Source organism: Dolichospermum sp. LEGE 00240 (genome assembly GCF_015207875.1).
GTDB lineage: Bacteria > Cyanobacteriota > Cyanobacteriia > Cyanobacteriales > Nostocaceae > Dolichospermum > Dolichospermum gracile.
In genome coordinates, this window is the sequence record NZ_JADEVZ010000048.1 from 1 (window position 1) to 24,181 (window position 24,181).

Sequence of the window (24,181 nt, forward strand, 5' to 3'; positions counted from 1 at the left end):
GGGGGCTTATGACTGTATCTCATTCAAGTGCATACCGCTATATTGGATAACAAGTACCAAAATTATGACAAATATGATTAAATTAAACTTGGAGAATAAAATGAACAGCAAAATTCAAGAAGCTGAAAATGAAAAGAATATTTTTGATGAAATTGAAGAAGCTGAAGAAATTATTCTTTATGAGGATGATTCATATCAAGTACCACCTGACGATTTGATTGCTTATAACGAACTTCGTTCATGTGCCGATCTTTTCAGAATGTATAAGCAAGAAATTCTGATGATTCAGCCAGAATTTCAAAGAGAAGCGGTTTGGCGGAACACTGATCAAACTCGATTTATTGATTCACTAATCAAGCAATTACCAATACCAAGTATGTGCTTTAGTGTTGATTATAAGACACGGAAATGGCAAGTTATTGATGGATTACAGAGAATGTCGGCTATTATTCGCTTCTTTTCAGACGAAAACTGGAGACTATCTAATTTACCAGATATTGATCCAAAAATATCTGGCAAGCAGGTTAAAGATTTCCATGATTCCTCCTCTGATCTTTACCCTTATTATGAAAGAATAGAAAATTTAACATTGCCAATTACTGTCTTAAGATGTGATTATTCTAAGAAAAGCCATACTAATTATCTATTTACTATTTTTCATAGATTAAATACTGGCGGCATAAAATTAAATAATCAGGAAATTAGAAATTGTATATACAATGGTAGTTTTAATAATAGATTGAAACAGATAGATCAATATTCCGCCTGGATTAATGTAAATAAAGAACAAGGCAGAAAAAAACATCGCTTTATAACTGTACAGATTCTTTTAAGGTTTTTTGCGTTTTATGATGAACATAAAAAATACAATGGTAGACTAGCCAAATTTTTGAATGACTACATGGAAAAAAATAGAAATTTAGATGAAAACAAGCTAGATAAAAAAGAAGAACTATTCAAAGATACAGTTGATATAATGAATGATCATGTTACACAATTAACTCAGCGTAAAAGTATAGCTGTCCTCGAATCTGTTATGTTTGGTATTGCATCTAATTTAAATATAATTAAATCAATGAAACAAGAAGAAATTAGAAGTTTATTCAATAAACTTCTACAGCATAATAGTTTATCTCCTGACGTGCTTAAAGAGGATCTAGCTTCCAAGGATAAAGTAATAGCGAGGCTTAATGCTGCTAGAGAAATTTTCTCTGGATTGTGATAGCGTATGGCAATAACAAAGACGAAAATCCAGAAAACCCTCGATGATATGGATAAATTCTATAATAGGACTACAGATCCTAATTTAAAAAAGTATTATTCTAAACTAGCTCTTTTGGAACTATGTGGCTGGATTGAACAAGCTATAGATGATATAGTATTGCAATGTGCAAAAAGATGTATCAAAAATCCTAGTTATCTAAAATTAATCAAAAATGATGTTAAACAAATTTCTTCTTTTGACTACGAAAAAAGTTTTAGAGATTTACTCATAAAGATTATAGGTTTGATGAATTTTGAGAAACTTGAAAAATCTGTACAACCAGTCTCTTTAACCACTCTTAAACCAAAACTAGATAGTCTAAAACCTCTGAGAAATAGTCATGCACATACACATATTGAAAATTTTACACAGACGTTAAATGCTCCATCATTTACTAAAGGAGATTTTATTGTTATTTTCAATGCACTTAAAGATTATGAAAAAACTCTAAAAAGATTAAATCTATAAAAATTTTTACTATTTTTTGTCTGTTCAACATCAATTTTCCATAAAAATGAATTAATTGAAAACAACTTAAATTTTGATTTAATCTATAACGGTGCGTTACGCTGCGGCTAACACACCCTATAGAGATTTGTATATTTTTTCAGTTGCAAATCCTTTGGCGACGATATCTGCTAAAACGGGTACGCTCGTTATAGTCAACAAGCGTTAGAATCAAGATCCAACCCCAATTCCCTCCTTAATATAATATGGTTAGAAATCTCAGGTTGATAAGATTTACGGCATTGGTGAATGAAGGTATGAATTTTGCTCACGCAGAGGCGCAGAGAGGAAGAGTTTAAGATATGGAATTTTTGATTTTCATGCTTCAATTCAGCAACGCCAGATTTATAACGTATACGTAAAATCGTTCACCAACATACCGGGAACTAAACTACCTCCTAATTGTCGGCTTCCGTAAGTTCCGACTTCGGGAATAAATTCTTGGAAGTTGGTTAAATCAATGAGATTTTCTGCACCCCAAAAGCGATAGAGACTTTCATCAAAGCGTAGATTGGCTATGGGAGCAATGATTTCGCCATTTTCTACCCAAAAGCACGCATAACGAGTCATTCCTGTAATTCTGCCAGATGGGCGATCGCTCCAGTTCAAATAATGTAAATTAGAAACATATAATCCTGTATCTAAACTGGGTAAAATCTGCTCAAAAGCCAAATTACCAAGGCTGATTTCTGGAGAACGTAAGGTTTCTGAACCATTCGCACCATTAGCAGGTTTATTATATTCTTTCGCAGTGCGAGAATTAACTAAGCTATTAATTAAAATCCCTTTTTCAATTAATGTTAATTCCGGTGCAGCTATTTCTCCCAAATTATTAAATCTGGGTACTAAACCACTTTGAAAATTTTCTTTTAAAGTGAATTTTGGGGAAAGTTGTTTTTCTTGACGTGATAAAGCGGCTAAAGCACTATTACCTTGTTGAATATCGGCTTCACTGATAGCACCCCAGGAAAGCATACCCAATAATTCAGCCACCGCAGCCGGAGCAAAATAAGTTTTATATTGTCCTTTGGGTAATTCTTTAACGGGACGAGATAGCATTTCCATTTGCTGTTTCCCATCATTTATTTTAGCTAAATAAGCAGCTTCATTCCATTCACTTCCGGCAAAAGTTCCCTTTACAGCTTGTCCTGATGCCATAAATAAGGAATAATCTAAGTTAAATGAATCAGTAACAAACCAATGTTTTTGTCCGCTAGAATCACCATAACCTCTGATCACAATTCCTCCAGCATACATCCCCGTAAAATCTAAATTAGTCACTGTTTCCAGGATACTGGGAACTAATAATTCTGGAGTTAGTAATTTACGAGTATTAATTTCTCGACTGCTATGATTTCCTGATGGTAAAACTAAATAAGGATCAATTGGTAATAATGGTAATTCATCACGTAATTCTTGTAAAGCGGTGGAGGCTAATTGCCAATCTATTTCCCAATTTCCAGTCAAGGGAAACTGACGATAACTACTGCGTTGATTAGCCATTAAGGTTAATTGAATCGAACCATCATGAACACAACCTGTTTGTCTAACTTTTGCAGAATTAAAGCGGGTAAATTGACTGCTTTCGCTGCTAAGTCTAACGGTAAAATGTTCATTTTCTGCCTTTTCAATTAGCAGAGTTTCGATGAGTTGATTAAAAGTTTGTTCTAAAGTTGATAATTCTTCAAGTTTCATGGTTTAAATTGTATCTGGATCAATATTTAATTCTCGCAATTTTGCGGCTAAACGTTCTGCTCTTCTAGCTTCCCATTCGGCTCTTTGGGTTTCTATTTTTGCTCTTTGCATTTGTATTGCTGTTTTTTTAGTCTCCTCTTCTGCGGTTTCTTCCGGTGTAGGAACTAACTCTCCTGCTGGGGTAAAATACCTTAATAGTCCTTGGTTAATTCCTAAGTATAAACCTAACTGTTGACTCCATAAATGTCCTTTTTCATTTGGTTCTAAAGGTTGATATTTATTATCTACTAAATGAAAACCTGCAAATTCTAGTGTATAAGGGTCAAACCAAAAGTAATCCGGTGTGCGGAAAGTATTTTGATAAAGTTCTTTTTTGTATTCTCTATCAGTATTAGCTGTACTTGGTGAAAGAATTTCTAAAATGAAATTAGGATATTTACCATCTTCTTCCCACACTACCCAACTTTTCCGAGTTTTGCGTTCAGTTTCCAAGACGACGAAAAAATCAGGACCTCGGAAAAATTGTGATTTTTTTTGATTAGGACTATAGTAAATAGTCAAATTTCCCGCAGCATAGAAATCTGTTCTACCTTTCCATAACCATTCTAAACATTTGAAAAGTAAAATTATTTGTCGTAGATGTAGTTCTGTTTCCACGGGAGGTTCATCACTATATAAATCACTAGGAGGAAATATTACATCTGGGAAGATGTTTTCTTTGCATTCTAATTCTTGAGTAATCATCATGATATGATATCAAGTAGTTATTTATTGATTATAGCATTACGTAGGTTGGGTTGAGAAAACCCAACATTATATTATTCTTTTGTTGGGTTAAGTGACAGCGCAACCGAACCTACATGACTGGTTGGATGATAATTTGATATTTCTCATGCAAGGGAATGTATATTTTTAGCAAGGTTGATCATGGTTGTAATTTTAATTAGCATCTAATTCAATGTTAATTTAATTTGGTTATGTTTGTCAATATATTTTGTCTGAATCAGGATGTCCAGGATTAAAGGATTTACAGGATTTTTGTTTAGATTTGGATTTTGATGAGTTGAATAATTAAATAATTGTGTGTTTCTCAAAGATAGTTCATTCAGAAAACAATTGAATTCCATATATCCTGGGATACGTCACGCTATCAGGCTTTGTTATCATCATTGACAGAATTGGTAGATTAATAGAATTTGGTGATCATTAAAAATATTTAATCTCTTCATCCTGTAAATCCTTAAATCCTGGGTATCCTGATTCAGACATCTTCATTATATCTTTTGTTGGGTTGTGCTGTCGCTTAACCCAACCTACTTTAACTCACCACAACCTAAATCGGAAAATTCATTAACCACCACCAAAAACTTCGACGTTTGCAAATGCACAAACCGGTGAACCATGTCCTACGGAAATGGCTTGATTTGGTTCTCCCTTACCGCAGAAAGGTGTGCCGTAAATTTGCCAATTAGTATTATTTCCAACTTGAATTAAGCTATGCCAAAATTCTGGTGTGGTGGCACGATAGTTAGGATTACGCAGGGTTTTAGTCAGTTTACCGTTTTCAATTAGTTTGGCATATTCACAACCAAATTGAAATTTATAACGTTGATCATCTATTGACCAAGAACGGTTAGATTCCATGTAAATTCCCTGTTCTATTCCTGAGATAATTTCTTCAAAGCTGGCGGTTCCTGGTTCTAGATTCAAGTTAGCCATTCTGTCTATGGGGGGACGATTCCAAGAACAAGCTCGCGCACAAGCAACACCGGGTAAATCTGCTCTAGCTTGACTTTCTAAACTGCCTAAACCCCGTTGCAAAATGCCTTTTTTAATTACATATTCTTTACTGGCTACTGCACCAATATCATCAAAACCATAACTGGCAAATTCACCTGTTACTGTAGGATCAAAGGTGATATTCATCAGGGGTGAACCATATTCTAATTTACCAAAATCATCTTTACTAACAAAACTACCGCCGGCATAGTTGCGTTCGTCTCCTAAAATGCGGTCAATTTCTAAAGGATGTCCGATGCTTTCATGAATTTGTAGCATCATTTGATCTGGTGCTAAAACTAAATTGGTGCGGGTATTGGGACATTCTTCTGCTGTTAATAATTCTAATGTTTGTTCACCAACTTTTTGAACTTGATGCCATAAGTTATCGTGTTTAAACAGTTCCCAACCTCCTTGGTAAGAGTTGGCGTGAGAACCGTTATTGCTGCGCTGTTGGACGATTGCACCGTCTTGAGCGATCGCCCCAAAATGATGACTAAGAGACAAAATATTTTGATATACTTCTGAACCGTTGCTACTAACAAACCAAGTTTCTTTTTGCTCTGTGCCGACTGTGGCGGTAGTTTGCACGATTTTATCGCTAATTTTGAGTTGCTGACAAATCTGAATGAGTAAATCGTTGATTTCTCCGGGAGTAATAGCGTTAAATGGTTCTAAACATGGTGATTTATATTCACCAATGACTTGAGGACGGGTATTTTCACTAATTGGATATATCCACCATTTACTAGCTGCAATTGCTTGTTTATAGGCGATTTCCGCAGCATTTTGTAAACTAGAAATATGTAAGGAGTTGGTAGCGGCATAACCTAAACAACCATTAACCATGACTTCGATCATTGCTCCCATATTCAATGATTTACCGTTGCTTTGGGGTAAACCATCACGGACAGAATGATCTGTAGAAGTTGTTTTTACGGCTCTAATTCCTACCCAATCTGCGGGGATATTTAAATCGGAAATCGCTTTTTTTAGTTCAATCAACATAATTTTTAATTTTTAATGCCACTTTGCGATACTATGGGATTGTAGTGGTTTAATATTACACTTTATTGCCTGTTTTTGAATTTGTAGAAAAACTGTTCATGTCGGAATTATTAGCTAACACTGGAACTATTGCGGCGATCGCTACTGCTGTTGTCCCTCAACAGGGTAGTGTGGGTATTGTCCGGGTTTCCGGTGATCTGGCAATGGCGATCGCTCACACTCTATTTTACGCCCCAGGGCGACAAGTTTGGTCAAGTCATCAGATTCTTTATGGTTATATTCGTCAACCCCAAACTAAGCAAATTATTGATGAGGCTTTATTATTAATAATGAAAGCCCCCCGTTCTTTTACCCGTGAAGATGTGGTAGAATTCCATTGTCATGGGGGAATTATGGCGGTACAACAAGTATTACAACTATGTTTGGAAAATGGCGCAAGATTAGCTCAACCGGGAGAATTTACATTAAGAGCGTTTTTAAATGGTAGATTAGACTTAACTCAAGCGGAAAGTATTGCCGATTTAGTGGGAGCAAAATCACCTCAAGCTGCTCAAACGGCTTTAGCTGGGTTACAAGGTAAATTAGCCCAACCTATCCGTAAATTACGGGCTAATTGTTTAGATATTTTGGCAGAAATTGAAGCCAGAATTGATTTTGAGGAGGATTTACCACCTTTAGATCAGCAGAGAATTATTGCAGATATTGAGCAAGTAACGGCGGAAATTAACAAATTATTAGCCACAAAAGACAAAGGTGAATTATTACGAACTGGTTTAAAAGTGGCGATAGTGGGGCGACCAAATGTGGGAAAATCGAGTTTATTAAATGCTTGGAGTCAGAGCGATCGCGCCATTGTCACCGACTTGCCAGGAACAACCCGTGATGTGGTAGAATCGCAGTTAGTTGTGGGCGGCATTCCCGTCCAAGTGTTAGATACAGCCGGGATTCGGGAAACAGCAGATCAAGTTGAAAAAATCGGTGTAGAGCGATCGCATCGTGCCGCTAATGACGCTGATTTGGTATTATTTACCATAGATGCAGCCGCAGGTTGGACACCAGCAGATCAAGAAATTTATGAACAAGTAAAACATCGTCCGGTAATTTTAGTCATTAATAAAATTGATTTGATTTCAACAGCAGCACAAGAAACTTTACAATCCAAAATCCAAAATCCAAAATCCAAAATCCTTACAGCCGCAGCCATAAATCAAGGAATTGATAATTTAGAAACAGCGATTTTAGAAACAGTTCAACAGGGAAAAGTTCAAGCCGCTGATCTAGATTTAGCAATTAATCAACGACAAGCAGCAGCTTTAACAAAAGCCAAGATTGACTTAGCACAAGTGCAAATGACAATCACCGATAAATTACCCTTAGATTTTTGGACAATTGATTTAAGAGGAGCAATTCAAGCATTAGGAGAAATCACCGGAGAAGAAGTCACAGAATCAGTTTTAGATCGGATTTTTAGCCGCTTCTGTATTGGTAAATAAAATAAGTTATTCCATTTCCTAGTCTAATGAGGTACAAAATTATCTGCGTTCATCTGCGTTCATCTGCGTTTAATTCTGACTTCTTGTACCTCACTTGCATGGGAATTGCTGTAAACTCTCAAAATGACAGCATTTTAGGCAGCAATAATTTCTTTGATGATGACATAAGGTTCAACAATCAGAGCATTAAATCGCTTCTCACGGTTGAGATTCCATTCTCCCACCTGATCTAACGTCGGTTTGGCTAATAATTGTTCATCTATCCAATGTTGCACTGAAAGAATATTATCACTAGCGATCGCTTCTCCCACATCTAATAAATCCAAATTCTCCGCTACCAAAATCACCGCATCTTTTTGGACATGGGGAATTAACCACTCCCATTCGGCTTCATCAAGATTTTGCTGTAATTTTTCCCGTAACTCCGACATAATTCCCCACTTTTTTAGTTATTATTTGGAGTTTATCATATACAATACCCTCACCATTTTCTGTAGGTTGGGTTAAGCGACAGCGCAACCCAACGCACTTGTTGGGTTTCATGCTTTGAATAGTATTGAATATAAGAAAGCAATTTTTTAAAAGTCATTAATTTTATTTAAACAGTCAGTGGCATCATAACATTAGATATGTGGTATTTATTTTTATCTTGAATGTACATCAGCAAACATTTAGCAACATATTCCGCTAATTTAACGGGTACAGCATTACCAATCATCTGTTCTAAATCTGTTTTTGAACCTGCAAAAATAAAATTATCAGGAAAAGTTTGAAGATAACTTCTTTCACGAGTAGTTAATGGACGCAAATCTGGTGTTAATGGTGCAACATCTCCGGGGTGTTGTTGATAAGTTTTAGGTATTGGTCTATTCACACCGCGAATAGTTGGACTTGGTTCATCAATACTGAAAATGGCTCTTCTTTGATAACTTCTAGGATGACGATAATAATATTCAACTCCTAAACTATTTCCTAAATAATCTCTAATAGTTGTCGGTTTTTTAGATAAATTAGCTTCTAGATAAGTCTTGAGATTATCATCTTTACCACCAAGTTCTCCTATACAGAAAAATCTCTTCCTCTTTTGTGGTACACCACATAAACTAGCATCTAATACCTTTTCCGTTAAACCATAACCAGCAGATTTAAGAATTTGCTTAAACTCTTGATATTTGTGAGATTTTCTAAACAATTCTACATTTTCTAAAACAAACCATTGACTTGAAACATTAGCTACTATTTCAGCAAATGTAATACTTAAATCTCCTCTCCCTAAATCTTCATTACGCTTACCAGCACTAGAAAAATCTTGACAGGGTGGACCACCAATGATTACATCTGGTAGAAAATTTTTAAATATTGAATAATTATTATTTATCTGACTCAAATCATATTCAAAAATTGGATGATCAAAGTTTTGCTGATAAACATTTATGGCAGATTTCCAGTTTTCAAAAGCAGCAACAATTTCAAATCCACTATTCTCAAATCCTAGTGATAATCCACCACAACCGGAAAATACATCTATGATTTTTAAAGGAGAGGATTTCATGGGTGTATTCATTAAATTTCCTTTAGTCTATCATCAAAAATTTCTGGATTGCTGAAAATAATAGCATCAAATCTTCTTTCAGGACTTAAAAAATTTTGTCCTCCTCCTAAAATGATATTTTTAATTTCTTCTTTGGTAATCCTGGGTTTAACCAAATTATCACAAGTCATATTAAAAAGTAATTCAGTTATCTAAATGCTTAAAAGAAGCCAATTTCATTATTATCAATCTTTGCTTGAAATTTAGCTTTCATAGACTTATTAATATTTTTTATCTTCGATTCTAAGTCATCAAGATCAGAATAAGTTCTATTGTTTATGATTTTATCAATTGTTGTTTGTTGAATTCTTGTACCCCTCAAAACTTTGATAAGCAATTCTTTATCAGCAGTATTAATGTTAACTATCTGAGGCTCTACAATTACTGGAAGTTGATCAATAATTTTTTCAGTTTCAAGAAATTCAATATTTTTGTTTTTCAATTTCCTTCTTTGTAGTTCAGTACAACCAGGAGCTATTAAAAAAGCAAGATCAGGATATAAATTATCCCCATAAAAACCAAAATCATTTAACCATTCCTGAAAAGTATTTAGATGTTCCTTTATCAAGGAATAATTTTTAGCTTCTCCGTAAGCCTTTGCTACGATATCATTATTGTGTCTTAACTCTACATAGCAATCAACATTATGATTCTTAATGCGCGTTGTACTGTCAGAAATTAGTAATGAATATCCACCTTTACCTTTATATTTTCTCCAACTGTTATGACCTAAATAATTTACAGTTTTTTCGGAAAAGTTCTTTTCTTCAATTAAAGAATCACCAAGAAATTGAAGCCATTTTTTTCGAGCTTCTGTTTCAACTAATTCCCTCGCTTTACTTTCAAAGCGGTTGAATGGTTCATCAAAAAATCTAAAATATGTTTCATGAATTGTAATTACTATTTGAGAATAAATTTTGCAAAATTCTCTTAACGTTGTATAGTGAACATTAGGTTCTAAATTTATATTTTTTAGTTCATCCCAAGCTTGATTAAAATCTTTGCAATGAAAGTAAGCACCTTCAATACGATCTTCTATTCTTAACTTAATTTTTTCACATTCATCTTTATGATATGCAACGAGATTGATCACATGATCAAATACACGACTATACAAACCATCATCTTTTTTTATAAAAGAATCTACATCATCTTCTACACCTACAATATAAATTATGAGACGTAGTTTTTGAATATGAGTTGTTTCATTAATCAAATCTCTTATTATTGTTATAGCATCATATAAATAGTCCTCACGTGATTGTAGTGAATCTAATTCATCTATTAGATAAACAAAGCTTACCTGTGATTCATATTTTAAAATATGTTGAATAACTGAGAAGAATAATTTTTTGAAATTGACTTTAACCTCAGATATAAAAATATTAAATTGATTAGTAAAAAGCATCTCATCATCTGTATTCAGCTTGATATGAGCAACCTTTTCCTTACCTATTAATCTAGTCAGAAAATTTTCAGCGGATTCCTGAATCTTTCTAGATAAATTCGTATTATCTCTCATTAATACCCAGAAAGTTTGTGTTAATATGTATGAATAAAAATTGACACCAAAGCTTTCTCCACCAGCATTAGAAAGTAACTCATTAAATGGAAATTTAACAATTATTGAATGGTTGCGATAGCGAGGTTCGCTTTCAATTAACTCACATAGATATTCGAGTAAAGTTGTTTTTCCACTACCAGGACTTGCAGCTATCATTCTAAAGGTAAATAAACTGTCATCAAATGTATGACTTATATCATCTTTAAGAAGATCAGTAATATTAAAAATGGGTCTTCCAGACAAGCTTCTAGCCTGATTAAATTTACCTTCCGAACCAGGTTTTTTTACTTCTCGTTCAACCCAAATATCTTCGATAAATCCTATTCCTTCATTAACACGTTTGAGAAAATCTCTAATTTGATGTTTTTTCCCAGAATCTTCCCCTATGCCCATAAGCTACTCAACCCATTCAATAAGTTCGTCATCTCTTCTTTCTCTTATTATTATTTCTCTTGTAGACGTTAGAGTTTTAAAGTGTTTTTCAAACAGGTCTTGAGAAATAGAATATTTGTTTATGAATTGTTTAGAAATTTCTCGCTTGCGAACTATAGCAACACCTGTCAATGATTTAGCTTTTCTTTCCTCAAAGTAGAGGGATTTAAATTTCTCTTTAAATTCATTAAATGTCATATCTTCCAAAGAAGGAGACTGAATAGCTTGTTTGATAAATCTCAGCAGAGTATTTAAGACCTTTGGACCTTTGATAGAATCAAACTGATAATCTGTAAAACTAAGATTTTGAAGTAAAGCTTGTTTACCTTGTTCTGTTACAGAAAAACGTCCCTTACTGGTTTGTTGTATCAGTTCCCCTAACCGCAAAAATTCATATATTTTTTCAGATTCTCCTTTGTACGTAGTTGGCAAATAAGATTTTACTGTACTTTTAGTAACCGTATTTTCATCTGTATAAGCATCTGCGTACAGCAGATACAACATCTGATCTGTATTAAGCTTGATCATCTTAACCTCATGTCTAATTATAACTTGTAATATCTAGTATGTGCCAAAATAACAACGTATTTACTATATTCTCAACAAAAAGCTTTTGTTACAACCCCTTTACAAATCTATACCATCTATTACTTGAAAATAGCTATAACTAGCAAATTTATTTATTTTTATACTAAAAAATCTTGTAGGGTAGACATCTTACTACCCTGTAATAAATTTTACCTACCCAGATCGTGCATTTCATTAATTGCCTTCGCACACATTTGAGTAACTCTTTCCAACTCTTCCTTATTAGTAGAACTGGGAGCATCAATTAACTTACCAATTCTAATAGTTAAAGGTACAGAACGGGGTAGAGAAGAACCCGGTTGTAAAATCTGCTCACTTCCCCATAAACTTACTGGTAAAAAGGGAGCTTTAGCCTTAGCTGCGAGGAGGGCTGCACCTCTTTTCGGGTCATGAATGCGACCATCAGCGGTGCGTGTACCTTCTAAAAACACACCCACAGCCCAACCATTTTCTAAATATTCTAAAGCAGAACGAATTGCATTGCGGTCAGCACTGCCCCGACTGACAGGATACGCGCCGTATAATTTAATTGCTTGTGCTAAAACAGGAACTTTAAATAATTCTTCCTTAGCCATGTACGCGACGGGACGACGGACACAACTAGAAACTATGGGAGGGTCAAAATAACTAGCATGATTACTAACGACTATGACAGCACCAGATTGGGGGACATTTTCCGCGCCATAAATCTTGCCCCGAAAGTATGCGTGTAATACGGGACTAACCACCGACCACTTAAAGGCGTGATACAGTGCCAAACTAATTAAGGGTTCACGAGTTCTAGTCACAGAAGATAATATAATTTAAAAAGGAGTCAGGAGTCAGAAGGAAGAATTAGAAGGAAGAAGGAGTCAGAACTTATTTTAACCTCTAACTCCCCAATCTAACTGATTATTTTTCCTACATTTAGTTACCTAATGTTAAAGCCTGTTGTCCTTGAGGTGAAGTAGCATAACCTAAAAATGCTTGCACTGCAGCACTAGCAGGGTCTTTATAGACATAATACAGCGATCGCTTATAGGGATAACTAGCCGCCTCTGGAGTCAAGCCTTCAATAGCCACGACTCGCGCGGTTTGCTGATTAGCAACTTGAGCAAAAGTCGCATAGCCGATACCATCTTTTTTCAAAGCTTGAACTAAGGGAGTTGTCGCATCTTGGGGTAAGGTCGTAATGTTGGGTGTAGTCCCGAAATTAGCTCCTTTTAAGACTAATTCTTGAAAAGTTTGATGTGTGCCACTAATGGCTGGACGATTAATGACGCGGATAGTCGCAGATGGACCACCCACTGCTGACCAATTATTAATTTTTCCCTGAAATATATCTGCAATTTGACTACTGGTTAATCCTCTATTAAAGGGATTTGCCTTACCGACAATCACAGCGATCGCATCTTGTGTTATAATAACAGGCTTCAATCCCTGATCTTGCTCCTGTGCGGTCAACGGTCTAGAAGCCGCCGCAATATCCACTTTACCAGCCAATAGATCCTGAATTCCCTTATCAGTCCCATTCCCCACAGCTTCCACCTTCGCACCGGGAAACTGTTTCTCAAACCCCTTCCTGAGATTTTGGTTAATTGTCACCATACTCGTAGAACCGTCTATCTTTACAGTCGTACCACTGGCCACTGTCGTTGGTAACGGGAAAGCCGCAGAAGTGGGAGTAGTTGTCTCACCAGTAGGGGAATTACTTTCTGGCTGCGTAGTTATCGAAGGTGGGGCAGGATTACGCATAAAAAACCACCAGTAACCACCACCCAAAAGCCCTAAAAATAGCAAAATAAACACAATAGGAGGTGGACCGCTTCTCTGACTCATAAATTCCTAATTATTCTGGTAATTGTTTAGAGGGGGAATCTTGTAATCTTTGCAAACGACGAGCAACCTCGTCATCTAATGTCATAGTTTCAATCTCAGCCTGGAGTTTTTCGGTAGGATTTTCCGATAATTCCGCCAAAGCCTCAGTCTGTAAATTTCGACGTTCTACAGCCCCCCTAGCCTTTTCAAAATCACTTTTAGCCGAGCCAATATCAAACTCATTATTGACCTTAGCAATCATCGCCAGAGCTTCATTCACCTCTGACATATCCTTCATGTTTTGCATATCCGCTTTGTAGCTTTCCAGCTTCACGCGCTCACGGTTCAGCTTATCCTTAGAAGCCTTGACCGCCGTTTCCGCCTGTTTCACCATTTCCGCTAGTTTAGGCAAGATTTGCTCGGTTTGAATTGCCTTACTCATAGCCATTCGCGCACCTTCTTCATTACCACCTTTTTGAGCAACCATAGCTTGCTGCTCTAAGGTATTAAATTCTTTAATTTTTGCCTCATATTTATTTTTAGCAGTTTTATAAGCCCCTTCCTGAGCCGCAACCGCAACCGCCAATTTCTGAACAGCTTCCTGCATTGACTGAAGGGATTCTTCAGCAACAGCTACAGCCACCTTACCACCGGACTCCACAGGCATTCCCCATAACCAGTTCCAAGTCCCAACTATGGTTCGCCCTGCCCTTTCACCCATTATCCAGTAGACAGCTTTTTTCATAACCCAAAGTTATTTTAGTGAGAGTGGTTATGGTAATATTTTTACTCTAATATGAGCATACATAGCAATTGTCTGTCAGTTTCTTCAAGTATATTTACAGCAAATTGTCATCAAACCCGTTAACCCACCCCCAACCCCCTCCCGTATCAAAAGCTTATCCTTTTCTTCCCCCCGCAGCGGGGGGATTCCAAATTCAAGCGCGAAAACTCTTCCCATAAATCTGAAATCAGAGATATAGAAAAAGACTTGAAAATCCTTCCTCCACAAGCAGTTTGACAATTTCATTCACGGGTATTGATCTTAGATGTATGTCAGAGGAAGTGGTAGACCGTCTCAGCCTGGGTTAAAAAATGGCGAAGGTATTGATTACTTATAAATAAACATCGAATTAATTACGCACATCATAATTCAGAGGTTATTTAGCGCTGGATATTGTGCCAATACCTGCCGTAAATATTGACCAGTATAAGAACGAGGATTTTTGGCCACATCTTCTGGCGTTCCCGCAGCAATCAGTTCTCCGCCTTTATCTCCACCTTCTGGTCCTAAATCTATGACCCAATCAGAACAACGAATTACATCTAAATTATGTTCAATGACTAAAATGGAATTGCCTTTATCTACTAATCTTTGGAGAACGTCTAACAACTTGTGAACATCATAAAAAGATAACCCTGTGGTTGGTTCATCTATTAAATAAAGTGTTTTGCCTGTGGCCCGTCGAGATAATTCTGTGGCTAATTTCACCCGTTGGGCTTCTCCACCAGATAAAGTTGTCGCTGGTTGTCCTAATTGCACATAACCCAAACCAACATCAAATAATGTTTGTAATCTAGTTACGGCTTTAGGAATGTTTTGACAAAAATCTAATGCTTCTTCAACGGTCATATTCAAAACATCAGAAATTGATTTATCTTTATATTTAACTTGCAGAGTTTCCCGGTTATATCTCGCACCTTTGCAAATTTCACATTGCACATAAACGTCAGGTAAAAAGTTCATTTCGATGACATTTACACCTTGTCCACTACAAGCTTCACAACGGCCACCTTTGACATTAAAAGAAAATTGTCCAGGTTTGTAACCTCTGGTTTTGGCTTCTACAGTTTGGGAAAAAACATCACGAATAATATCGAAAACTCCGGTGTAGGTTGCGGGGTTGGAACGGGGAGTTCTACCTATGGGTGATTGGTCAATGACAATGGCTTTATCAACGCAGTTTAAGCCTTTGATTTCATCTATATCTTTGGGTAAAGGAGCTTTTTTGAGGAGATGATGTTGTAGGGATGGATAAAGTAATTCGTTAATTAAGGTAGATTTTCCTGAACCGGAAACTCCTGTAACGGAAACAAGTTTTCCCAAGGGAATTTCTACATCTATGTTTTGTAAGTTGTTGCGATGGGCATTTTTAATAGTTAAGGCGCGACCATTTCCTTCTCTTCTTTTGGCTGGAGTATTGATGACTCTTCTGCCTGAGAGGTAAGCACCAGTTAAAGAGTCTTCTGCATTTAATAAATTCTCTAAACTGCCTTCGGAAATAACATTTCCACCATGAATTCCGGCACCAGGACCAATATCAACTATATAGTTAGCGGCGCGGATAGTTTCTTCGTCATGTTCAACAACTATTAAGGTATTTCCCAAGTCGCGTAATTTGGTTAAGGTTTTGAGTAATCGTCCGTTATCTCGTTGATGTAATCCAATGCTGGGTTCGTCTAAAACGTAAAGAACTCCTGTTAGTCCTGAACCGATTTGTGTGGCTAACCGAATGCGTTGGGCTTCTCCACCTGATAATGTCATGGCGGGACGATCTAAGGTGAGATAATCTAAGCCTACATCTAATAAAAATTGTAATCTGGCTTTCACTTCTCGGAGAACTAATTCAGCTATTTGGGTTTGCCGATCGCTCAATTTTAATTTTTCGATTCTTTCCCGACATTCCCGAATGGAAACGCTGGTAAAATCTAAAATTCCATATTGTCCCAATTTCACTGCTAAGGCTTCGGGTTTTAATCTTTTCCCGCCACAAACTTCGCAGGGTTGGTCAATTAAATATTCTTCTAATTTCTGTTTGACTAGTTCTGTTCCTCCTTCATACTGTCTTTGTAAAATAGGAATGACACCTTTGAAACTTTGCTTTTTCTCTTCTGTAGTTTTCTTTTCTTCTTCTCCGTACAAAACAACTTTTTGCTGTTCCGGTGTTAACTTCCTCCATTGAGTTTGTAATTCAAAGCCATAATTTAAGCCGACAGCATACAGCAACTCCAAATAATAGGAGTTTTCCTTTTCTGACCAAGGTGCGATCGCTGCATACATGGGCGAATCTGGGTTAGGTACAACCAATTCCGGGGAAAATCTTCTTAAAGTCCCAATCCCGTGACAATGGGGACAAGCGCCATAAGGGGAATTGAAAGAAAACAACCGGGGGGATAATTCTTCCATTACCGCACCATGTTCGGGACAAGCAAAGTTTTCCGAAAACACCATTTCTTCCTCTTTGTCCGTTGTCAGTTGTCCATTGTCAGTTGTTTCTTCATTGCCACTGACCACTGACGGCTGACTAATGACAACTGTAGCAATTCCGTTAGATTGCTTAAGACAAGTTGCCAGAGAATCTACCAAACGCTCTTGAATACCGTCTTTTCTAACTAATCTGTCAATAACCAGTTCTATAGTATGTGTGTTATTTTTATCTAACTCAATGGAATCTGATAGCTCTCGCACCTCTCCATTGACCCGAATGCGGACAAATCCTTGGGCGGCTAAACCAGAAATTAATTTGCGGTGAGTTCCCTTTTTTCCCCGGACTACAGGGGCTAAAATTTGGAAGCGGGTACGGTCGGGAAGTTCCATGATGCGATCGCACATCTGGTCAATGGTCTGAGGGGCAATAGAGCGATCGCAGTGGGGACAATGGGGTTCACCAGCCCGACCATATAACAACCGCAAATAATCATAAATTTCCGTCACCGTCCCCACCGTCGAACGGGGATTATGGGAAGTTGATTTTTGGTCAATGGAAATTGCCGGACTTAAACCTTCGATAGCTTCCACATCGGGTTTATCCAACTGTCCTAGAAATTGTCGAGCGTAGGCGCTGAGGGATTCCACATAACGACGTTGACCTTCGGCGAAAATGGTATCGAACGCCAAAGAAGATTTACCCGAACCAGAAACGCCAGTAAAGACAATCAAGCGATCGCGGGGCAATTCCAAATCAATATTTTTCAGATTATGCTGCCTAGCACCCCGAATGCGGATAGTATTCTGGCTATTGTGAGCGTTTGGCAGCACATCGTTTAAAGCTAGGTTTTCTGACATATTGACAGGCTAAGGAAAGGTTACACAGTGAAACAGTCCTTAATAATACTATCTTTGTTAATGAGTTTCCCGCTCGTCATGTATTTTTATGAAGAAATGTTTTACCAGAAATCTTTTTTTTCACTAAAGTTTTTATTCACCTTCAGCAATTCTCATTTTAAGGTTTCATGACATTTAACGAATCCGTCTAAATCACTCAAAAGTCAGAATCGCGGATTATACGGATTAAAAGATGGCGCGGATTAGGTTTTTTGCTGTGATCAAAGTGACTAAAATCCGTGAAATCAGTGCAATCCGTCTAATCTGTGATTCTGACCTTTTTCTCGCGTAATCCATATAATCCGCAATTCTAACCTTATTTTTTCAAAATGAGAATTGCTGATTCACCTTAACAGAGGTGAAGATTTTGAAGAAGATATTAAGAATTTACGGGAGATGGGTAGGTTGTGATCATTGTCAGCGATACATCACCAATTAATAATCTTGCAGCAATTAACCAGGATATTATTTGCACTGTGTCCAGATGCCATTAGTCCAACGATAGTACCAACTGTGATACGCATTCCCCTGATACAGGGTTTACCGCCCATTACTTCTGGATTGCGGGTAATTCTGGTGAGGTTTTGCATAGCTGATTAGATTCGGAAACCCGAAATAGATTTTGATAGAGAAAATAGTGATTTTTTATCTAACTTCTTGCACTTCTCCTAACCGTGTAAATCGGATTTCAATTCGTCGTCGGGTAACATCATCTTGACGCGCTGTTCCTGCAAATTGTCCATTTGGTAATATTAATTGTGCCGCAGAATAAGCGCGAAATGATAATCCAAATAGTTTGCCTTCTTTTTTTTGAATATCACGCAGCGCCTTGACAACTGATAAAGCACGCATTAATCCTAAATCAGCATTAGAGCCTGCTCGTAAGTTTCCTACCGGTATATTACCACTAACTACATTTTCTAAATTGACATCCAAATTACTCGTTACTTGACCATTAGCTTGTCCGTCTGTGTGTCCGATTATTTCTACTACATTAATCCGATATTCTTTAGTTCTAGTTTCTATTTCCGGTACTATTTGCTTCAAGATATAATTTGACATTTGTTGAGGAATTTCCGCACTACCAGAAGCAAATCTATAATCACCTTGATCTTTTATAACTATAATTGGTGGTGTATCTGTTAACTTTTTTTGAGATTCTAATTGTGTTTGTAAGTATTTTATCTGCTCATTTAATTGTTTAATTTTTAAAGCTAACTGTTCCGAACTTTGAACACTTTGATTGATATTTTTACTAATCTGTGATTTATTAATTTGTGATATGATAATGGTTAAAAACAAAAATAAAACCAATATCATAAACGCATTAGACATTAAATCAGTAAATGCTGGCCAAACGTTTAGGTCTTCATTATATTCTGTGTAGCGTGAACGACGAGCCATAGTTGCAATGTTTTATTTTTGTAAATTTGTTAGTCAACTTAAACAGTAGGGTGTGTTAGCACCAGCGTAACGCACCTCATGTATCGGTATTTGTGCCACTAAGTTTTTGTTGATATTCCTCAAGATTCTTAATTAATAGCTCCAAGCCTTTAATATTAGCCTCAAAACCCTTCTTGTTGATATTAGTTTGTCTGTCAATTCCTTGAATAAGGGTATTACTCACATTTTGATATTCAGCAATTAGTTGATAATTATTATTCTCTAATAATTTCATCAGTTTTTGACTATTAGCATCTGTTTGATTAGATGCTATACTAATAGCAGTATTTACATTATTTGTATATGTTTTCACATTTTCTAACAACTGCTCAATAGTTGTGATTAATTTATCAAAACTATTAACTTTATCGCGCACTCTTTGATCTAAATTATCCAGTTTATTAACTGCTTTTTCATAACTATTAGCTCCTTGCTGGAGTCCGGGAATAATTTCAGTTAAAAGATTTTGGTTATTTTCATGTAAATCTAACACTTTAACCGAAGTTTTATTTGTATCTTTGATTTCTTCTGCTAACTTAATTAAACTTTGACTACAATTCTGAACCTCCGTTAAAACTGTTTTAATTACTTCCGTTGTTGCTGCTAAACTTGTAGCTGACTCAGAAAATTTCTGCTGTGTATTACTCAAATCTACAGTAGCTAATGATAATTTGAGAGGAAACTGACTTTGATTAAAAGTTTCAGCAGACTGTTTAAATATTTGAGATGTTGTATTTAATGCTGACATTGAACTTTTAAACTCATTAGCAGCACGAGATATAGTTCCAGCAGCGTCTGTGAATTTTTCATAAACTTGTCTAGCTAAATCTGTAGTTTCTTTATTCCCGTCAGCAATTTGTTTTGCGACGTTTCCCATAGATTGTTCTACAGCTTCTCGCACTGTTTTCCCAAAATTTGTTAAAAATTCATCCTGTTGAGATACCATTTTATTAACTATTTTATCAAGACGGGTATCACCCTGCACTTCAGGAAAATATACATTATCTAGATAATCTTCTAAAGAACTAATTAAGCGATATTTAGCAAGTCCACTATTAAAAATGAAATTGAATACTGTTACCAAAGCACTGAAAAATAGTCCTGTTAAACTGGTAGTAAATGCAATACTCATTCCTTCCAATGGTTTCTTTAACTCAGTAACTAAATTACTGACATCACTAGCATTAGCTTGATTAATCGTTTGACTGAGAGTAGATAAATTAATAGTGATTCCTAAAAAAGTTCCTAATAATCCAAAAGCTAACAGTAAATTTGGCAAAATGCGACATAAATAATCTATTTGTTCACAGGTAAATCCCTTAATTGTTTCCTGACTATAAATTTGATCTATTAATGCTGCTGTATTTACCTGTTCTAATTGTTTACTAGCTTGTTCAAATCTATCTTCTAATGTTTGGATAATTTTCGGTTGTACTCCCCTGATTCCTGTTTTGATTAATCTTTGAACTTTATTAGTCAAATCTATTAAATAGCGGTAAAGATATATGCGAATAACAATAGTAATCCCAGATGGAATAACAACCAGAAAGAGAGTGATGACAATTAAGTAAAGTGGTATTGCTGGCATAAAAATGACCTGTGGTAGTGCAAGAAGTAGTACAAAAAAATGTGAGAATTGGGTAGATATGAACTACCCATAAAAGCTATTTTAGGTTAGATATTTGTCAAGGATTTTTTGCATTTGTATCTCATAATATTCTTGAGTAACCAAGTTATTATCAAATAACTCTTTTAAACGTTCTAATTCCGAACGCAATTTATCTTGATTTTGATTACCAGTATTATCTTGAGGAGAATGAGAAACTATTTCCCCCACAATAGCTGTTTGAGTTCCTGTATTGTTTCTTGGTAAAATTGAATTTGTGTTTCTAAATTTTGCTTCCATTTTCTCCAAAAAACGATTTATAATCCCCTTTCTTACTGTATCTTGATTATTATATACTTTTTGTATATGGGGAAAATTCGGACTATCTTCGGGTATTTGCTTGAGCTTGTCTGGAAATTGACGCAGTTTAGGTAGATATTCATTTTCCCATAATTTTGGATTATTTTCCATTTGGGAAATTGTATCATCCAAAATCTTCTGCAAAGTATCCGCTATATTGCGGTTATTTGCCAAATCTTCTAAAGCTTCCATCCAATTTGCACTCACAACAGCAGTATAATAACTATCTTGAAAAGAGTCATAATGTTTAAACTCTAATTCCTGAGTATCCTGATTTTCTGTTAATAATTCTAACGCTAAACAAGGATAAAAAATATCCTCTAGTTCTTCCATTCTTCTAGCATCAGGGGGAATTATATCAGGGAATGAAGCGCGATAGTCATTATGCAAGAAAGATGTACCAGAATTTTGTTCTCGTAAATATGGATTTCTCATTCTTTCCAGACTACTAATTAATCTCAAAGGAAACGCAGCATATTCATTAACAATTAATATCTCATCATCTGCTTGAACTTCTTTTAATTCACTTTGTTGAACAGATAAGTCCTGTGTTAGCAAACTTTTAAACTGTTTGACTTCCAATTCATCTGTATTCTTGTGACCTACTAATTTACTACTTTTACTAGTCTCATCTCGAAAATAAGGATCATTCAAATTTAAACGCAAAAGTGGTTGACCTTCTTGCATAATTTGTGCTAGACGAGTTGAACGCGCAGCTAAGGAGTATTTTTGCATGAAGCGTTTAATCACAGAAGTAACAATATTGCTACCTCGAAAAGCAAATAAACTATCAATTTTCAGATCAATTTCTTGTTTTAGTTGAGAGTGAGTAGTACGTTCTATATTCAGGAAAAAAGCTAAAGATGCTCCTCTACCATTTTCTTCGGTAAGTGCTGAACTTGCTAAGACTAATTGAGGACAAACATCATTTTCTGGGATCATTGTTTGATAGCAAAGTTCTATATCTTCAGTATCAAAAATTGCCTCTCCACTCATTTCATCGAAATTCAATTGTTTTAATTCTCTTTCCTCTTTTTCATAAGCACTTTCTAAGTCCTCTACTAAACTACTAAAAGCTGCAATTTGCTTTTCTTTTTCTTGAACTTGCTTTTGTAATTGATTGACAATTTTTAAAGTTTCTTGCAATACAGTTAATTCAAAATTATGCTTGATAATTTTGTAAACTTCTTGCATTACTTTTTTGCACTCGTCCTGAAATGGAATGTTTTTGAAATCAACAAAGGGAATACCTAGTTTATTTTCCATATCTTCAATTGTTTGTTCTGCATTCTCCCATTTTCTTTCTACATCTTCTAAGCGCTTCATGCCTCCAAAATCGGTAATTTTCTCCTGTAAATCCCCTTGATATTTATGTAATTCGTGTCGCAGAGAATCTAACCAATTGCGTGTATTTTTAATGGAGAAATTAGGATCTACTGGTGTGAGTAATTGCATCACATAATCATCAATATTCCCATTAAGTTCTTTGGTAATCTTAGGAGTAGCTTGCATTAATTTCGTCAACCAATAACCGCGAATACTTTCTGTTTCTCCTGGTTGCACTGTGCGAAATTGTTTATAAAATTCCGCTGCTAATTGCTGACGGATATTAGTGCGGTCATCCTTGTTTCTACATTCAGCAATTAACCGGGATAATTTATTTTGCCAAGTTTTGAGACTATTACTAAAGGTCTTATTAGATTCTTCTACAGACTCTGCTAATTTATTAGTTAAACCATCTCGTTTTCCTAAGTCATTATGCCAATTATGTTGAATTAAAAATTGCTCAAGTAAGTTAATAGGATCTGGACTTTGACCCTTGCCATTTAACCAAAACCTGACTAACTCTAAACCTACCTTTGTTAAAGCAATTTCAATAATAGTATCACGAGGAAAATAAATTGCTGACAGTCCAAATGTTAAGTATCTTTGGGTGTTACGACGAGGATGTTTATCTGATTCAATCATTTTTTCTTTAAAATTATCCCTGTTGCTTTTCATTACAGGTGCTAATTCACCTGAAAAATCAAGAGCAATCTTATGAGCAATCACATTACATAGTTTACCTTGTGTCAGAATTTGATATTCTCCTAGCGTTTTATTAGAAATTAAATAAGCATAGTCAAATGGCTCTTTTTTATTTTGTACAATTACCGAATTTTCAAGATCATAAACTGCTTCAAAAGTTGTACCGGGAGTGCTGTAATAATTTAATTCTTTCAGAGCAGCGTAAGTATTTGTAATCATTTTGTTGGTATTGCCATATAAATCAGGACTAATCACTAAATAGCCAAAAATTTTAGCAGTTTCATCTCTATAGATATCTCTAAGGCTATAAGCAACATCTAAAAACATCCCACTTCCTGTACCACCACAGAGAGAACCAACAACAAAAATATTTAGTCCTGGTTCAATTCTTAACCCTGATTTTAGCAAAAAAGATTCATGTCCTCTCGTTCGGTTTTCTGCTGTTACAATTGATGTTTTAATTTTTTGATAGTTGTGAAAAAAAGCTAATCTTCCCACAGGTCTGATACATTTTGCACCGTCTTCAATTGCTCCAATGTCCCGCAATAACCCAGGAGGAAACCATCTGCCAATATGGTCATAAGGTCCGTAATTACTATATTCCGAACGCCGTTCTAGTCCTTCTACAAACATGGTGACATCTCTTGATGACATGGTAGCACCGACTTTTTCAGCTTCTTTAAAACTTAAATCCACACCATGATAGGTACTCCCTGTTCTAATCCCTGTAACTTGGGTGGCTGCTTTATCTGTATCAATGTGAACAAAACTGACAATTGGTAACTTATTTAGGTCTCCATAACGGTCAACAATTAACCGTCTAATTCGCATTAATACATCTCTCCCAGTTCCCCCTAAACCGATACAAATTGTGCGATTAATGCCTCTAGATTGGGTTTCTTTTGCAGATGCTTGAGTCAT

The 24,181-nt window shown here is 35.8% G+C and carries 19 protein-coding genes; 3 read left to right on the forward strand and 16 right to left on the reverse strand.

What is annotated here, in order from left to right; genetic code table 11:
- A partial coding sequence (locus IQ226_RS15795; protein ID WP_228039480.1) for a DUF262 domain-containing protein occupies positions 1 to 1,222 on the forward strand: 1,222 nt, incomplete at its 5' end.
- A gap of 6 nt (positions 1,223 to 1,228) precedes the next feature.
- Entirely contained in the window at positions 1,229 to 1,732 is a 504-nt protein-coding gene (locus IQ226_RS15800; RefSeq protein WP_193896859.1) for a HEPN domain-containing protein, read from the forward strand.
- A gap of 384 nt (positions 1,733 to 2,116) precedes the next feature.
- Here IQ226_RS15800 and IQ226_RS15805 read toward each other — a convergent pair whose 3' ends face one another.
- From IQ226_RS15805 to IQ226_RS15815, 3 genes are all read right to left on the reverse strand, one after another.
- The gene (locus tag IQ226_RS15805; protein WP_193896860.1) at positions 2,117 to 3,466 is read right to left on the reverse strand and encodes a TldD/PmbA family protein; all 1,350 of its coding nucleotides are present in this window, start codon (positions 3,464 to 3,466) and stop codon (positions 2,117 to 2,119) included.
- A 3-nt stretch (positions 3,467 to 3,469) separates the two neighbouring features.
- A complete protein-coding gene (locus tag IQ226_RS15810) occupies positions 3,470 to 4,213 on the reverse strand; it encodes a Uma2 family endonuclease (RefSeq protein ID WP_193896861.1) in 744 nt (247 codons plus the stop codon).
- Between the two features lie 603 nt (positions 4,214 to 4,816).
- Positions 4,817 to 6,253 (reverse strand): TldD/PmbA family protein, encoded by a 1,437-nt coding sequence (locus IQ226_RS15815; RefSeq protein WP_193896863.1) that lies wholly within the window; start codon positions 6,251 to 6,253, stop codon positions 4,817 to 4,819.
- Between the two features lie 98 nt (positions 6,254 to 6,351).
- On the opposite strand from IQ226_RS15815, the gene mnmE reads away from it, so the two are divergent.
- Positions 6,352 to 7,746, forward strand: a complete 1,395-nt coding sequence (gene mnmE / locus IQ226_RS15820) for a tRNA uridine-5-carboxymethylaminomethyl(34) synthesis GTPase MnmE (RefSeq protein WP_193896865.1) — start codon at positions 6,352 to 6,354, stop codon at positions 7,744 to 7,746.
- A gap of 134 nt (positions 7,747 to 7,880) precedes the next feature.
- On the opposite strand, the gene IQ226_RS15825 is transcribed toward mnmE, so the two are convergent.
- The 13 genes from IQ226_RS15825 to IQ226_RS15885 all read right to left on the reverse strand — a co-directional run bounded on the left by IQ226_RS15825 (position 7,881) and on the right by IQ226_RS15885 (position 24,181).
- Entirely contained in the window at positions 7,881 to 8,177 is a 297-nt protein-coding gene (locus tag IQ226_RS15825; protein ID WP_193896866.1) for a DUF2288 domain-containing protein, read from the reverse strand.
- A 167-nt stretch (positions 8,178 to 8,344) separates the two neighbouring features.
- On the reverse strand, positions 8,345 to 9,298 hold the full coding sequence (locus tag IQ226_RS15830; protein WP_193896913.1) for a DNA cytosine methyltransferase: 954 nt from the start codon (positions 9,296 to 9,298) through the stop codon (positions 8,345 to 8,347).
- An 11-nt stretch (positions 9,299 to 9,309) separates the two neighbouring features.
- Positions 9,310 to 9,468: a HindVP family restriction endonuclease gene (locus IQ226_RS15835; protein ID WP_228039482.1), complete on the reverse strand. Its 159-nt coding sequence runs from the start codon at positions 9,466 to 9,468 to the stop codon at positions 9,310 to 9,312.
- Positions 9,469 to 9,497: 29 nt separating this feature from the next.
- Positions 9,498 to 11,294 (reverse strand): hypothetical protein, encoded by a 1,797-nt coding sequence (locus tag IQ226_RS15840; protein WP_193896868.1) that lies wholly within the window; start codon positions 11,292 to 11,294, stop codon positions 9,498 to 9,500.
- A gap of 3 nt (positions 11,295 to 11,297) precedes the next feature.
- Positions 11,298 to 11,861 carry a hypothetical protein gene (locus tag IQ226_RS15845; protein ID WP_193896870.1) on the reverse strand — a complete coding sequence of 188 codons (564 nt, stop codon included), beginning with the start codon at positions 11,859 to 11,861 and terminating at the stop codon, positions 11,298 to 11,300.
- A gap of 209 nt (positions 11,862 to 12,070) precedes the next feature.
- Positions 12,071 to 12,709, reverse strand: a complete 639-nt coding sequence (locus tag IQ226_RS15850) for a lysophospholipid acyltransferase family protein (RefSeq protein ID WP_193896872.1) — start codon at positions 12,707 to 12,709, stop codon at positions 12,071 to 12,073.
- Between the two features lie 118 nt (positions 12,710 to 12,827).
- Entirely contained in the window at positions 12,828 to 13,739 is a 912-nt protein-coding gene (locus IQ226_RS15855) for a phosphate ABC transporter substrate-binding protein (protein ID WP_193896874.1), read from the reverse strand.
- 10 nt (positions 13,740 to 13,749) lie between these two features.
- Positions 13,750 to 14,463, reverse strand: coding sequence for a PspA/IM30 family protein (locus IQ226_RS15860; protein WP_193896876.1), 714 nt, complete (start codon positions 14,461 to 14,463; stop codon positions 13,750 to 13,752).
- Positions 14,464 to 14,871: 408 nt separating this feature from the next.
- Entirely contained in the window at positions 14,872 to 17,784 is a 2,913-nt protein-coding gene (gene uvrA / locus IQ226_RS15865) for an excinuclease ABC subunit UvrA (protein WP_193896878.1), read from the reverse strand.
- 467 nt (positions 17,785 to 18,251) lie between these two features.
- Positions 18,252 to 18,413, reverse strand: coding sequence for a DUF433 domain-containing protein (locus IQ226_RS15870; protein ID WP_193896880.1), 162 nt, complete (start codon positions 18,411 to 18,413; stop codon positions 18,252 to 18,254).
- Between the two features lie 55 nt (positions 18,414 to 18,468).
- Positions 18,469 to 19,227, reverse strand: a complete 759-nt coding sequence (locus IQ226_RS15875; RefSeq protein ID WP_193896882.1) for a flagellar motor protein — start codon at positions 19,225 to 19,227, stop codon at positions 18,469 to 18,471.
- Between the two features lie 76 nt (positions 19,228 to 19,303).
- Complete coding sequence (locus IQ226_RS15880) at positions 19,304 to 20,854, reverse strand: hypothetical protein (RefSeq protein ID WP_193896884.1); 1,551 nt, start codon at positions 20,852 to 20,854, stop codon at positions 19,304 to 19,306.
- Between the two features lie 81 nt (positions 20,855 to 20,935).
- Entirely contained in the window at positions 20,936 to 24,181 is a 3,246-nt protein-coding gene (locus IQ226_RS15885; RefSeq protein ID WP_193896886.1) for a tubulin-like doman-containing protein, read from the reverse strand.

Excerpts from the sequence above, each read along its gene's own strand:
- IQ226_RS15800 (WP_193896859.1), top strand. The coding sequence starts at position 1,229 with ATGGCAATAACAAAGACGAAAATCCAGAAAACCCTCGATGATATGGAT.
- IQ226_RS15805 (WP_193896860.1), bottom strand. The coding sequence starts at position 3,466 with ATGAAACTTGAAGAATTATCAACTTTAGAACAAACTTTTAATCAACTC.
- IQ226_RS15810 (WP_193896861.1), bottom strand. The coding sequence starts at position 4,213 with ATGATGATTACTCAAGAATTAGAATGCAAAGAAAACATCTTCCCAGAT.
- IQ226_RS15815 (WP_193896863.1), bottom strand. The coding sequence starts at position 6,253 with ATGTTGATTGAACTAAAAAAAGCGATTTCCGATTTAAATATCCCCGCA.
- mnmE (WP_193896865.1), top strand. The coding sequence starts at position 6,352 with ATGTCGGAATTATTAGCTAACACTGGAACTATTGCGGCGATCGCTACT.
- IQ226_RS15825 (WP_193896866.1), bottom strand. The coding sequence starts at position 8,177 with ATGTCGGAGTTACGGGAAAAATTACAGCAAAATCTTGATGAAGCCGAA.
- IQ226_RS15830 (WP_193896913.1), bottom strand. The coding sequence starts at position 9,298 with ATGAAATCCTCTCCTTTAAAAATCATAGATGTATTTTCCGGTTGTGGT.
- IQ226_RS15835 (WP_228039482.1), bottom strand. The coding sequence starts at position 9,468 with ATGACTTGTGATAATTTGGTTAAACCCAGGATTACCAAAGAAGAAATT.
- IQ226_RS15840 (WP_193896868.1), bottom strand. The coding sequence starts at position 11,294 with ATGGGCATAGGGGAAGATTCTGGGAAAAAACATCAAATTAGAGATTTT.
- IQ226_RS15845 (WP_193896870.1), bottom strand. The coding sequence starts at position 11,861 with ATGATCAAGCTTAATACAGATCAGATGTTGTATCTGCTGTACGCAGAT.
- IQ226_RS15855 (WP_193896874.1), bottom strand. The coding sequence starts at position 13,739 with ATGAGTCAGAGAAGCGGTCCACCTCCTATTGTGTTTATTTTGCTATTT.
- IQ226_RS15860 (WP_193896876.1), bottom strand. The coding sequence starts at position 14,463 with ATGAAAAAAGCTGTCTACTGGATAATGGGTGAAAGGGCAGGGCGAACC.
- uvrA (WP_193896878.1), bottom strand. The coding sequence starts at position 17,784 with ATGTCAGAAAACCTAGCTTTAAACGATGTGCTGCCAAACGCTCACAAT.
- IQ226_RS15870 (WP_193896880.1), bottom strand. The coding sequence starts at position 18,413 with ATGCAAAACCTCACCAGAATTACCCGCAATCCAGAAGTAATGGGCGGT.
- IQ226_RS15875 (WP_193896882.1), bottom strand. The coding sequence starts at position 19,227 with ATGGCTCGTCGTTCACGCTACACAGAATATAATGAAGACCTAAACGTT.
- IQ226_RS15880 (WP_193896884.1), bottom strand. The coding sequence starts at position 20,854 with ATGCCAGCAATACCACTTTACTTAATTGTCATCACTCTCTTTCTGGTT.
- IQ226_RS15885 (WP_193896886.1), bottom strand. The coding sequence starts at position 24,181 with ATGACTCAAGCATCTGCAAAAGAAACCCAATCTAGAGGCATTAATCGC.